Genomic DNA, 12,096 nt, shown 5'->3' with positions numbered 1-12,096 from the left:
TCGGGTTTTCGTTTTTCTGAGTGCAAAATTTTTTCGCCTCAGCCTTAAAGTCAGGAGTGTGTTATGACTCGAGTTAAACGTGGCGTAGTAGCGCGTCGTCGCCATAAAAAAGTATTGAAGCTTGCTAAAGGTTACTACGGTGCCCGTTCACGCGTTTTCCGCGTTGCCAAGCAAGCCGTTATCAAAGCTGGTCAGTATGCTTATCGTGACCGTCGCAACCGTAAGCGCCAGTTCCGTGCGCTATGGATTCAGCGTATCAACGCTGGTGCACGCGTCAACGGCATGTCTTACAGCCGTTTTGTTGGTGGCCTCAAGAAAGCCGGTATTGAAATCGACCGTAAAGTATTGGCCGATTTGGCAGTACACGAGAAGGCTGCATTTGCTGCCATCGTGGAAAAGGCCAAGGCTGCCCAATAAGGTAGTTTGCATTGGGTGATTGCCCATGCAATGTACCTGAGGTCATTTCAGAGTGACCCATCCAGGGGAAGAGCAGCCGCTCTTCCCCTGTTTTTTTGTCACCTTCAACGTGCCACGCCATCCTTAGGGGTGGACACCGCTTAATTCGGAGTGAAACGGATGGATCACCTTCCTACTCTGGTATCTGAGGCTCGCGACGCCATTCAGGCTGCGCAGAGTGTCGCTGCACTAGACGAATTACGAGTACGCTACCTAGGTAAGAAAGGTGAGGTAACTGCCTTACTGAAAGGCCTGGGGAAGCTGTCAGCAGAAGAGCGCCCTGCAGCGGGCGAACGTATTAATCAGGCCAAGCAAACGCTGGCCGAAGAAATTGATACTAAGCGCGCGCAACTTGAAAGTATTGCGCTCAATGCCCGTTTGGCCGCTGAAAGTATTGATGTCACGTTGCCAGGGCGTGGCCAGGCCGAGGGTGGTCTACATCCGGTGACGCGTACGCTTGAGCGTATAGAGGGACTGTTCACGCGTATTGGTTATGATGTGGCGGTAGGGCCTGAAATTGAAGACGATTATCACAATTTTGAAGCGCTCAATATTCCTGCCCACCACCCTGCCCGTGGCATGGCGGATACCTTCTATTTTGATGCCACGCGCCTGTTGAGGACTCACACCTCACCGGTGCAGGTGCGCACCATGAAAAGCAGTGAGCCCCCCATTCGTATTGTTTGTCCAGGGCGTGTTTATCGCAGCGACTCGGATTTAACCCACACGCCCATGTTTCATCAAGTGGAAGGGCTGTTGGTTGATGAGGGCATCAGCTTTGCTGATTTAAAAGGGACGATCGAAGACTTTCTGCAGGCATTTTTTGAACGTGACGACCTATCCGTCCGTTTCCGTCCTTCCTACTTTCCATTCACTGAGCCATCTGCCGAGGTCGATATTCAGTGTGTGATGTGTAGTGGTGCGGGGTGTCGTGTATGTTCCCATAGTGGCTGGTTGGAAGTGATGGGGTGCGGCATGGTGCATCCTGAAGTCTTCCGCCACTCGGGCATTGATACCGAGCGCTATACGGGGTTTGCCTTCGGAATGGGGGCTGAGCGTTTGGCAATGCTGCGCTACGGCGTGAACGATTTACGCCTGTTCTTTGAAAACGATCTGCGTTTTTTACGTCAATTCGCTTAAGACCGCCGCCGAATACAGGATCAACGATGAAATTTTCAGAACAGTGGTTGCGTGAATGGGTTTCGCCGCAGCTTGATACACAGGCCATGGCCGACCAAATCACCATGGCGGGCTTGGAAGTAGACGCTATTGAGGCAGTTGCTGCCGAATTCAGTGGAGTGGTGGTGGCAGAGGTGCTGAGTAAAGAGAAGCACCCTGGCGCAGATAAGCTCAATGTGTGTACCGTTGATGATGGCAGTGGTGAGCCTGTCCAGGTTGTCTGCGGGGCGCCTAATGTCGATGTTGGCCAGAAAGTACCCTTTGCCCAGGTGGGCGGTGTCTTGCCGGGCGACTTTAAAATCAAAAAAGCTAAACTGCGTGGCGTTGAGTCACGGGGTATGATTTGTTCGGCATCTGAATTGGGGCTTGAAGAAGAGACGTCACCAGGCATTCTGGTGTTGTCGGCAGTCGCTCCAGTGGGTGCTGATTTTAGAGAATTCATGCACCTGAATGACATGACCATTGAGGTTGACCTGACGCCCAATCGTGGTGATTGCTTAAGCATTAAAGGGTTGTCGCGTGAAGTGGGAGTGCTTAATCGGCTGGCGGTGAGCGGTCCTGCAATAGCGTCGGTGTCCACTGAGATTGACGATAGCTTTGCGGTTAGTGTCGAGGCGCCAGAGCAATGCCCTCGCTATATGGGCCGGATTATTAAAGGTGTCAATGTTAAGGCTGAGACGCCTCTATGGATGGTTGAGCGGCTGCGTCGTAGCGGCGTACGTTCTATTGATCCTGTCGTAGATGTCACTAACTACGTGATGCTTGAGTTGGGCCAGCCGCTACATGCTTTTGACCGCGATAATCTTCAGGGTGGCATGGTTATTCGCATGGCCACGCCGGGTGAGCGTTTAACGCTACTTGATGGTCATGAGGTGTCGCTACGCCCTGAAACGCTGGTCATTGCCGACCATTCCGGCCCGCTAGCGATGGCAGGCGTCATGGGTGGTGAAAACTCAGGCGTTAACGAAAACACCCAGACTATTTTCCTTGAATCTGCGTTCTTTACGCCGCTTGCTATTGCTGGCCAAGCGCGTTCTTACGGTCTGCATACTGATGCATCGCACCGTTTTGAGCGTGGAGTTGATCCACAGTTAACGCCCATTGCCGTCGAGCGGGCTACACAGTTGCTCATTGATATTTGCGGTGGTCAAGCCGGGCCTGTTGTTGAAGCGCTAAGCGTTAAGCATATGCCCGAAGAGCGCTCAATCTTATTGCGCAGTGCCCGTTTAGAGCAGGCGCTATCCAAGACGCTAGATAGCGATGATGTGACCGATATTCTTCAGCGTCTGGGGCTTGATGTCAGCATCCAGGGTGCCGATTGGGCTGTCACCGCGCCTACTTGGCGATTTGATTTGGCCATTGAGGAGGACCTAATCGAAGAGGTGGCACGTATCCATGGCTATAATAATTTGCCGGTACGTCGTCCTGCAGCACGCTTGGCGCTTCGCTCTTCGGACGAGGCGAAGCTGACTCAGTCGCAGCTGCGTCGTCAGATGGTCGCACGTGGCTTTCAAGAGGCGATCACCTACAGCTTTGTAGCACCTGAGTTGCAAGCGACGCTGTTACCAGACGCAGTAACGCCTGTGCTTGCTAATCCTATCTCGGCTGATTTGTCGGTGATGCGGGCCAGCTTGTTTCCTGGCCTAGTTCGCGCCATGGAATATAATCTCAATCGACAGCAAACCCGCGTGCGTTTATTTGAAACCGGGCTAGTCTTTAATGGTGAGCTGGATGCTTTGTCACAGGTGCCGATGCTGGGTGCGTTAGTGTGTGGCCCGCGTGAAGCGGAAGGGTGGAGTGGCGCTAAAGATCGCGTCGACTTTTATGACCTTAAAGGTGATCTAGAAAGCGTCATCGCCTTGGGTGGCGAAGCTGACGCTTGGCGGTTTGAGCCCGCTGAGCACCCAGCGCTTCATCCTGGTCAAAGTGCTCAGCTGTTGCATAACGGTGAGCCTGCAGGCTGGATTGGTACCCTGCACCCACAAGTGCGAGCAACGCTGGGCTTAAAAATGGATGCCGTGTTGTTTGAGGTGCGCTTAGATGCACTTAGCCAAGGCCGAGTTCCTGCGTTTGAGCCGCTGTCACGCTTTCCTGAAGTGCGCCGTGATTTGGCGTTTATACTCAATGAGTCGACACCTGTGCAGGCATTGCTCGATTGCGCCAAGCAGCAAGCGGGGGAGTATCTGCAGGATATCAAGCTATTCGATGTCTATTCAGGTAAAGGCGTGGCCGAAGGACATAAGAGTATTGCGCTGGGCTTGACCTGGCAGCATCCATCGCGCACGCTAAACGACGAAGAAATCAACCAGTTGGTCGATTCAATTGTGACACAAGTGCGTGTCAAGCTGGATGCGGAGCTGCGCGGCTAATAAAAATCTAAGTGTTTAATTAGGCCACGCCACGATGCTTATCACGTTCTTGGCAATGCGTTTTGCTACTGTACGGTTGATACAGTGTGATTGTTGCTGTATCTGCTTAAAGGATAAGGAGAAGCCTTATGGGTGCGTTGACCAAAGCAGAACTGGCTGAGCATTTACATGCTGAGCTAGCCCTGTCCAAGCGAGAAGCGAAGGCCATGGTCGAAGCTTTTTTTGAAGAGATTCGAGCCTGTCTTCGTGAGAACGAACAGGTGAAGTTATCGGGGTTTGGTAACTTTGACCTGCGTGATAAGCGCGAGCGGCCAGGACGAAACCCGAAAACTGGTGAAGAAATTCCGATTTCTGCCCGGCGGGTAGTCACGTTTCGCCCAGGGCAGAAGCTTAAACAGCAGGTAGAGCATTATGTGGGCGGTGAGTAGCATTTTGGGTTCTAGGCGTATGGGCATCTGATTCATAAGCTTTAGGTTCACAACACTAGATCATCTCATGCCCTTTACAAGGAGTGCCTATGGGCGCTCCTTTTCTTGTTATAGCGTCGAGTCTCAAGTCATTAGGGGTATCTTGCGACTACATGCCACCACCTTCTATTAACCACGTAATCACCACCTTGATAACGTAACCCAGCATGCCTGCTCCCAGCACGACAAACAGCATGATGGTGCCAAATTTGCCAGCGTTGGACTTTTTAGCCAAATCCCAGATAATAAAACACATAAATATAATTAACCCCCCGATCATTATCGGGGTGATCCACGTCTCAAAGGTTTGCTGCATAGTGACTCCTGGTTGACGGTAATGAGCTGGCCATGACGTTTTGTGTTTCATTCTAACCAGCCATGTTAATATTTGAGCAAATTCATCGGGTATTTGTCGACTTGAGGGTTGGCACTGTGACACTTTGACAGGGGAGTGACGATGCCGAAGCTAAATATTTTGGTGGGGACCATGTACGGCGGTGCCCTTGATGTGGCAGAGCAAGTGAAGCCCCTATTTGAACAGGCCGGTTACGCTGTAGAGGTTGTTGAGCAGCCATCTGTCGATGATATTGTCAGTGGTGATGCCGATTTGGCGCTGTTTTGTGTCTCGACCACTGGCAGTGGAGATTTTCCCGGCAGTTTTGTGCCCTTTGTCCGGCAGTTGCGTGATCAAAGTCCCGCGCTTACCACGCTTCGCTACGGGCTCATTGCACTCGGTGATAGCTCGTATGGCGATACTTTTTGCGGCGCAGGCCGCGCGCTAGACGAGTTGCTGGCGGATTATGGCGCGACTCGCTTAGGGGAGCGCCTAGAAATCGACGCCATGGAGACCTTTATGGCCGACGATGCTGCTGTGCCCTGGGTGGAAGAGTGGATCGTTAATCAACAGTTAAAGGTGGCTTGAGCGATGCAGCGAACGCCCACCTCACCTGAGCGCATCAGCGTTGCGCTGGGCTTATGTGTCGTTATGCTGGCAACCCTGCCTCGCTACATGGCGGGCGGGCATGAAACCCGCCAGACGCTGATTTTCTTCGCCTTAGCACTGGTGGCTTTTGCGGCTATTATTCAGTGGCGCTTATTGGCTGTGGAGGCGCGTCGCCGCTTGCCGCAACTATGCAAACGGTTAGCCGTTATGTTACTGCTAGGAATGGTCGTAATGGGTGGTTGGCACGCGCTGTTTACGGAGTGGATTAGTTGGCAGATGTTCATTTCCCATGGTGCAACGCTTGGCGTACTGATGCACGCAGTAGGTCTATGGTGGGCTGGTGAGCACCAAGCTCACTAGTGTTTTTGGTACAGCGATTGAAAAAGTCGCTGCAAGACGTACAAAGCAGTAGAATGGTATAAATTACGCAGCATGGGGCTAATAATGAAGCTAAACACGCCTTAAAGCGGTTAATTGCTCGCTTATTCCCTTGTTTTTAACATCACTGCCCCCATGTTGCGAGCATGGCGCTTGCCACTATGCGTTGGGGTTCTTAAAATTACCCCCTTGAACTTATTACATGCAATCAACACAACGCCCAGCCGTTAGAGGACAATTCATGCAAGTTTCTGTCGAGACGACCTCCCAGATCGAACGCCGCATTACTATTCAAGTGCCGGCTGCCGAAATTGACGAGGCCGTTAGTGCTCGCTTGAAAGACACCGCGAAGAATGTTCGCTTGAATGGTTTTCGCCAGGGCCGGGTGCCAATGGCAGTAGTTCAGCAGCGCTACGGCCAAGATGTACGTAACGAGGTAGTTAGCGAAGTAATGCGTGAGCGTTACGTACGCGCTATTACTGATGAAGGCCTCAATCCGGCGGGCTTCCCGCAAATTGAACCTTCCGTTAACGAATCAGGCAAAGACCTTGAATTCGTGGCAGTAATGGAAATCTACCCACAGGTAGAGCTGGCTTCAATTGAAGGTACTGATATAGAGCGCCCGGTGGTGTCCGTTAGCGATGCAGATGTCGATGAGATGATCGATACACTGCGTAAGCAAAATGCCTCATGGGAAGAAGTTGATGCTGCCGCCGCTGATGGTGACCAAGTCACTATCGACTTCCAGGGCTATATTGGTGATGAACCCTTCGAAGGCGGTAGTGCCGAAGGTCACACACTGGTCATTGGCTCCAATAGCTTTATTCCAGGTTTTGAAGAGCAGTTAATTGGTGCTAAAGCGGGCGAAGAGAAGACCCTTAACGTCACGTTCCCTGATGACTACCAGGCTGAGCACTTGGCTGGCAAAGAAGCCACTTTCAAGGTGACGGTTCACAAAGTCAGCAGCCAGAAACTGCCCGAAGTTGACGCTGAGTTTATCGAGCGTTTTGGCGTTGAAGGCGGCGATCAGGAAAAATTCCGCGCCGAAATCAAGAAGAACATGACCCGCGAAGCATCACAAGCCGTTGATAACCGGGTTAAGCAGCAAGTACTTGATGCGCTTAAAAAGGTGAATGAAATTCCTGTGCCGAGCGCACTGGTTCAGCAAGAAACAGATGGCATGAAGCGTCAGGCGGCTCAACAGTTTGGTTTAGGCGAAGATTTTGATGTTAGCCAGCTGCCCAATGAACTTTTCGAAGAGCAGGCTAAAGGCCGAGTTCAGGTTGGTTTGTTACTGGCAGAAGTCATCAAGGCAAACGAACTTGATGCCGACGATGATGCTATCAAGGCAAAAGTAGCCGAGCTGGCTGAGCAGTATCAAGATCCTGATGAAGTGGTTAGCTACTACATGGGTAACGAACAGCTAAAAACCCAGGTGAAATCTGCCATTCTCGAAGAGAAGGCGGTGGCTAAGTTACTTGAGCAAACGAACATTAAAGACGTTGAAATGTCTTATCAGCAAGCCCTTGCCGCTGCGCAACAGCAGGCTGAGCAAGATGAGGGTGCTGAAGAAGGCGAGCAAGCTAGCGCCTAACACCCTGGAACGTGGCGCACCTTTATGTCGGTGCGCCTTTCCCTTCCCGGACGCAAGGAATCACCTGAATGAGTGAGTTTGATATTCAAAACGCCGGCGGTTTAGTGCCCATGGTGGTTGAGCAGAGCGCCAAGGGGGAAAGAGCCTACGACATTTACTCACGCCTTTTGAAAGAGCGTGTGATCTTTTTGGTAGGTCCTGTAGAAGACTACATGGCTAATCTGGTGGTCGCTCAGTTACTGTTTCTAGAGTCAGAAAATCCAGATAAAGATATTCACCTGTATATTAACTCGCCAGGTGGTTCGGTTACCGCGGGGATGTCGATTTACGACACTATGCAGTTTGTGAAGCCGGACGTGTCTACGGTATGTATTGGCCAAGCGGCCAGTATGGGTGCGCTGCTATTAACGGCAGGTGCTGCTGGCAAACGTTACTGCCTACCCAATTCACGGGTGATGATTCACCAGCCGCTGGGTGGTTACCAAGGCCAGGCATCTGACATTGAGATTCATACCCGTGAAATTCTGGGTATTCGCGAAAAGCTGAATCAAATCCTTGCCCACCATACGGGTCAAGATATTGAAACTGTCTCGCGTGATACAGATCGGGATAATTTCATGAGCGCCAATAAAGCCAAAACGTATGGCTTGATTGACGCAGTGCTGGATAAGCGGCCTACATCCTGATAGCGTAATAGGATTCTGCTTTTCTAACGAGCTTTTCCGGCGGCGTAAGCCGCCGCAGTGATAGAGGTATGCGAATGGCCGACGGCAAAGGCAAGGACGAAGGTGGCAAGCTGCTCTACTGCTCGTTTTGTGGAAAGAATCAAAACGAAGTACGTAAGCTGATTGCGGGCCCGTCCGTTTATATCTGCGATGAGTGTGTCGACTTATGTAATGACATTATTCGCGAGGAAGTTCTCGAAGCCGATGCCGAGAGCGATGAGGATCGTTTACCTACGCCTCGCGAAATACGTCATACGCTTGATGACTACGTCATCGGACAAGATCGCGCCAAAATGGTGCTTTCTGTAGCGGTGTATAACCACTACAAGCGTCTGAAGACAGATGTGCGCGACGGCGATGTAGAATTAGGTAAATCAAACATTCTGCTGATTGGCCCTACTGGTAGCGGTAAAACGCTGTTAGCGGAGACGATGGCACGGTTACTGAATGTACCTTTTACCATTGCGGATGCAACCACGCTGACGGAAGCCGGCTATGTCGGTGAAGATGTCGAAAACATCATCCAGAAGTTGTTGCAAAAGTGCGATTACGACGTTGAGAAAGCCGAGCGCGGGATTGTTTATATTGATGAAATCGACAAGATTTCACGCAAATCGGATAACCCTTCAATTACGCGTGATGTCTCGGGTGAAGGCGTCCAGCAAGCATTGCTGAAGCTTATTGAAGGTACAACGGCTTCTGTGCCACCTCAAGGTGGACGCAAACATCCCCAGCAGGAATTTGTCCAAGTTAATACGGGCAATATTCTGTTTATCGTAGGCGGTGCGTTTGCGGGGCTGGAGAAAGTTATTCGTGACCGTGCTGAGAAGGGCGGTATCGGCTTCAATGCAGCGGTGAAAAGCAAGGAGTCCTCCCGCGGGGTGGGTGAGCTGCTGGCTGACGTAGAGCCTGATGATCTGGTGAAATTTGGCTTGATTCCAGAATTTGTGGGGCGTTTGCCTATCATCGCGACGCTGATGGAGCTTACCGAAGATGCACTGGTGCAGATTCTGACCGAGCCTAAGAATTCCCTGGTTAAACAGTACGCTAAGCTGTTTGAAATGGAAGATGTAACGCTTGAGTTCAGGGATGAAGCGCTACGTGCTGTGGCTGAAAAAGCGATGGAGCGTAAGACTGGCGCACGTGGCTTGCGCTCTATTCTAGAGTCAGTGTTGCTTGACACCATGTACGAAATTCCATCGCTTGAAGGAGTCAGTAAAGTTGTTATTGACGGTTCAGTGATTGCCGGTGAGAGCGAGCCTCTTTTGATCTATTCTCAGCAAGAAGAAGCGCTAGTCGACGGCACTGATGGTTAGTGGCTAGTTGACCAGTCGGCCCAGCTTTAACCGCTTGCGCTAAAACCAAGGGGTCGCTTAGGCGACCCCTTGTTGTTGAAGAGCCCTGTCGCTTAAGAGCTTTGCCGTTGAAAAGCTTTGTTGTGAAGTGTTACTGCCTAGTCCGCTCAATGCTAATGTGGTTAAAAATCGCTTACTGACGACTGCGCAGTACTTTTCCAAGTACTCTTTTTTAAGTACTCATCCGATTTGCCGAGGAACGTCTGCGATGCAGCAGAACGCCGAACAGACACAATGTCTACCCCTTTTACCGTTGCGCGATGTAGTCGTTTATCCGCAAATGGTAATACCCCTTTTTGTTGGTCGTGAAAAATCTATCCAGGCGCTTGAAGCAGCGATGGAGGCTGATAAGCGTGTATTGCTGGTGGCTCAACGTGAAGCGTCTCAGGATGAGCCGGATAACGCTGATCTTTATTCTATGGGTACCGTGGCTGACATTATGCAGCTGCTCAAGCTTCCTGATGGCACGGTTAAAGTACTCATTGAGGGTAATTTTCGAGCGGATGTACTAAGTGTCGATGAGAATGAAGCTGGCTACACGCAGGCACACTTAACACCCCGAGAGAGTGAGCCGCTTACCAGTCGTGAACAAGAAGCACTGGTTCGCGTATTACTCAATCAGTTTGAACAGTACGTCAAGCTGTCTAAGAAAGTCCCTAACGAGGTACTTAACTCGTTATCAGGGATTGAAGACCCAAGCCGCTTGGTGGACACCATTTGTGCTCATCTGTCGCTGAAGATTGGTGATAAGCAGGAATTGCTTGAGATGGATCGTGTGCGCGATCGTATTGAGCACCTGATGGCGCTGATTGAGTCTGAAATCGATCTGTTGCAAGTGGAGAAGCGCATCCGCTCGCGGGTTAAAGAGCAGATGGAGAAAACCCAGCGCGAGTACTATCTCAATGAGCAGATGAAAGCCATCCAGAAGGAAATGGGTGAACTGGATAATGTGCCCAACGAGGCTGAAAAGTACGAGCTGGCGATTAAAGAGTCCGGTATGCCCAAAGAGGCATCTGAGAAAGCCACGCAAGAGCTTAACAAGCTCAAAATGATGGCTTCAAATTCCGCTGAAGCAACCGTTGTGCGATCTTATCTGGATTGGCTAGTCGCGGTGCCCTGGAAGAAGCGCACACGTGTGAAGCATGATCTCGTCAAAGCTCAGCAAGTGCTGGATGAAGATCATTACGGCCTCGAAGAGGTAAAAGCGCGCATCCTAGAGTATCTTGCCGTGCAGAAGCGGGTGCGCAAGATGAAAGGGCCTGTATTATGTTTAGTGGGCCCGCCTGGGGTGGGTAAAACCTCTCTCGGCCAATCTATCGCCCGTGCCACCAATCGTAAGTATGTGCGTTTGGCCCTAGGTGGCGTTCGCGATGAGTCAGAAATTCGCGGCCATCGCCGCACCTATATCGGGTCGCTGCCCGGTAAATTGATGCAGCGGATGAGCCGTGCTGGGGTTAAAAATCCCCTGTTCTTGCTTGATGAGGTCGACAAGCTTGGCATGGATCATCGCGGCGATCCTGCCTCTGCGTTACTTGAAGTGCTTGATCCTGAGCAAAATAACAGCTTTAGCGATCACTATCTGGAGCTCGATTACGATCTTTCAGAAACACTATTCATCTGTACGGCTAATTCGATGAATATTCCTAGCGCGCTTCTAGACCGTATGGAGATTATTCGTCTGCCGGGTTACACGGAAGATGAAAAACTGGCCATCGCTAAGCGGTACTTGTTGCCCAAGCAGTTAGCAGCAAACGGTTTGAAGAGCGATGAGTTAACGCTGGAAGATAGCGCACTTTTAGAGCTTATTCGCTATTACACTCGTGAAGCAGGTGTGCGTGAGCTTGAACGTCAGATCGCCAAAGTGTCGCGTAAAGTGCTACGTGAACGCCTTGAAAATGAGCGTGACCCTACATCTGATCAAGATGGTCAGAGCTTAACGGCTGAACAGATAGAGCACTATGCAGGGGTGCGTCGCTATAGTTACGGTCTGGCTGAGCAAGAAGATCAAATTGGCCGAGTCACTGGGCTTGCCTGGACATCGGTCGGTGGCGAATTGCTTAATATTGAGTCAGTGGTTACGCCGGGTAAGGGGCGAATTAACAAAACTGGCTCGCTCGGCGATGTCATGAAAGAGTCGGTAAGCGCTGCACACACCGTGGTTAGAGCTAGAGCGCAAGCGTATGGAATTGATCCTGAGCGGTTCGAAAAAGAGGATCTGCATATCCACGTACCCGAAGGAGCTACGCCTAAGGATGGCCCCAGTGCGGGTATTGCCATGGTGACCGCTATTGTTTCCGCTTACACGCAGCGGGCGGTACGTTGTGACGTGGCAATGACCGGTGAGGTTAATCTGCGCGGTGAAGTGTTGCCCATCGGCGGTCTGAAGGAGAAATTGCTGGCAGCCCGCCGCGGTGGTATAAAGACAGTGCTAATTCCTGAGGAAAACCGTCGTGATCTCAAGGAAGTACCTGACAATATCAAAGGTGCACTTGATATTCGTCCGGTACGTTGGATAGATGATGTCTTAGCCGTAGCGCTAGCTGATAACGTAGAAGAAGGTGCACCGTTGAAAAGCACCGACGCATCGTATAGTAATACCGTAGTTGCTAGTACCCATTAAGCTGTTAAAG

11 protein-coding genes are annotated in these 12,096 nt (G+C 51.1%); 10 read left to right on the top strand and 1 reads right to left on the bottom strand.

The window, feature by feature from the left end:
* Window positions 1-63 precede the first annotated feature (63 nt).
* The 4 genes from rplT to HUO07_RS02550 all read left to right on the top strand — a co-directional run bounded on the left by rplT (window position 64) and on the right by HUO07_RS02550 (window position 4,432).
* On the top strand, window positions 64-417 hold the full coding sequence (rplT, locus tag HUO07_RS02565; RefSeq protein ID WP_007114344.1) for a 50S ribosomal protein L20: 354 nt from the start codon (window positions 64-66) through the stop codon (window positions 415-417).
* Window positions 418-576: 159 nt separating this feature from the next.
* Window positions 577-1,596: a phenylalanine--tRNA ligase subunit alpha gene (gene pheS / locus HUO07_RS02560; RefSeq protein WP_176302248.1), complete on the top strand. Its 1,020-nt coding sequence runs from the start codon at window positions 577-579 to the stop codon at window positions 1,594-1,596.
* 26 nt (window positions 1,597-1,622) lie between these two features.
* The gene (pheT, locus tag HUO07_RS02555; RefSeq protein ID WP_176302247.1) at window positions 1,623-4,004 is read left to right on the top strand and encodes a phenylalanine--tRNA ligase subunit beta; all 2,382 of its coding nucleotides are present in this window, start codon (window positions 1,623-1,625) and stop codon (window positions 4,002-4,004) included.
* Between the two features lie 128 nt (window positions 4,005-4,132).
* Window positions 4,133-4,432: an integration host factor subunit alpha gene (locus tag HUO07_RS02550; protein WP_035579533.1), complete on the top strand. Its 300-nt coding sequence runs from the start codon at window positions 4,133-4,135 to the stop codon at window positions 4,430-4,432.
* A gap of 148 nt (window positions 4,433-4,580) precedes the next feature.
* Here the strand turns inward: HUO07_RS02550 and HUO07_RS02545 are convergent, their stop codons facing one another.
* Window positions 4,581-4,787 (bottom strand): DUF2788 domain-containing protein, encoded by a 207-nt coding sequence (locus tag HUO07_RS02545; protein ID WP_008956864.1) that lies wholly within the window; start codon window positions 4,785-4,787, stop codon window positions 4,581-4,583.
* 141 nt (window positions 4,788-4,928) lie between these two features.
* Between HUO07_RS02545 and HUO07_RS02540 the strand changes: the two genes are divergently transcribed.
* The 6 genes from HUO07_RS02540 (at window position 4,929) to lon (ending at window position 12,086) form a co-directional block, all read left to right on the top strand.
* Window positions 4,929-5,393 (top strand): flavodoxin, encoded by a 465-nt coding sequence (locus HUO07_RS02540; RefSeq protein WP_101147032.1) that lies wholly within the window; start codon window positions 4,929-4,931, stop codon window positions 5,391-5,393.
* Between the two features lie 3 nt (window positions 5,394-5,396).
* On the top strand, window positions 5,397-5,774 hold the full coding sequence (locus HUO07_RS02535) for a hypothetical protein (protein ID WP_176302246.1): 378 nt from the start codon (window positions 5,397-5,399) through the stop codon (window positions 5,772-5,774).
* A gap of 259 nt (window positions 5,775-6,033) precedes the next feature.
* Window positions 6,034-7,386: a trigger factor gene (gene tig, locus HUO07_RS02530; RefSeq protein ID WP_176302245.1), complete on the top strand. Its 1,353-nt coding sequence runs from the start codon at window positions 6,034-6,036 to the stop codon at window positions 7,384-7,386.
* A gap of 68 nt (window positions 7,387-7,454) precedes the next feature.
* The gene (gene clpP, locus HUO07_RS02525) at window positions 7,455-8,072 is read left to right on the top strand and encodes an ATP-dependent Clp endopeptidase proteolytic subunit ClpP (protein WP_101147029.1); all 618 of its coding nucleotides are present in this window, start codon (window positions 7,455-7,457) and stop codon (window positions 8,070-8,072) included.
* A 74-nt stretch (window positions 8,073-8,146) separates the two neighbouring features.
* A complete protein-coding gene (clpX, locus tag HUO07_RS02520) occupies window positions 8,147-9,427 on the top strand; it encodes an ATP-dependent Clp protease ATP-binding subunit ClpX (protein WP_176302244.1) in 1,281 nt (426 codons plus the stop codon).
* A 247-nt stretch (window positions 9,428-9,674) separates the two neighbouring features.
* On the top strand, window positions 9,675-12,086 hold the full coding sequence (lon, locus tag HUO07_RS02515) for an endopeptidase La (RefSeq protein ID WP_176302243.1): 2,412 nt from the start codon (window positions 9,675-9,677) through the stop codon (window positions 12,084-12,086).
* Window positions 12,087-12,096 lie beyond the last annotated feature (10 nt).

The sequence above is a fragment of the Vreelandella maris genome (genome assembly GCF_013371085.1).
GTDB lineage: Bacteria > Pseudomonadota > Gammaproteobacteria > Pseudomonadales > Halomonadaceae > Vreelandella > Vreelandella maris.
This window is presented reverse-complemented; position numbering and strand designations above follow the sequence as displayed.

What these genes read in the sequence shown, in the direction of transcription:
- clpX (WP_176302244.1), top strand. Translation starts at nt 8,147, where the DNA reads ATGGCCGACGGCAAAGGCAAGGACGAAGGTGGCAAGCTGCTCTACTGC.
- HUO07_RS02540 (WP_101147032.1), top strand. Translation starts at nt 4,929, where the DNA reads ATGCCGAAGCTAAATATTTTGGTGGGGACCATGTACGGCGGTGCCCTT.
- clpP (WP_101147029.1), top strand. Translation starts at nt 7,455, where the DNA reads ATGAGTGAGTTTGATATTCAAAACGCCGGCGGTTTAGTGCCCATGGTG.
- tig (WP_176302245.1), top strand. Translation starts at nt 6,034, where the DNA reads ATGCAAGTTTCTGTCGAGACGACCTCCCAGATCGAACGCCGCATTACT.
- HUO07_RS02535 (WP_176302246.1), top strand. Translation starts at nt 5,397, where the DNA reads ATGCAGCGAACGCCCACCTCACCTGAGCGCATCAGCGTTGCGCTGGGC.
- pheT (WP_176302247.1), top strand. Translation starts at nt 1,623, where the DNA reads ATGAAATTTTCAGAACAGTGGTTGCGTGAATGGGTTTCGCCGCAGCTT.
- lon (WP_176302243.1), top strand. Translation starts at nt 9,675, where the DNA reads ATGCAGCAGAACGCCGAACAGACACAATGTCTACCCCTTTTACCGTTG.
- HUO07_RS02550 (WP_035579533.1), top strand. Translation starts at nt 4,133, where the DNA reads ATGGGTGCGTTGACCAAAGCAGAACTGGCTGAGCATTTACATGCTGAG.
- HUO07_RS02545 (WP_008956864.1), bottom strand. Translation starts at nt 4,787, where the DNA reads ATGCAGCAAACCTTTGAGACGTGGATCACCCCGATAATGATCGGGGGG.
- pheS (WP_176302248.1), top strand. Translation starts at nt 577, where the DNA reads ATGGATCACCTTCCTACTCTGGTATCTGAGGCTCGCGACGCCATTCAG.
- rplT (WP_007114344.1), top strand. Translation starts at nt 64, where the DNA reads ATGACTCGAGTTAAACGTGGCGTAGTAGCGCGTCGTCGCCATAAAAAA.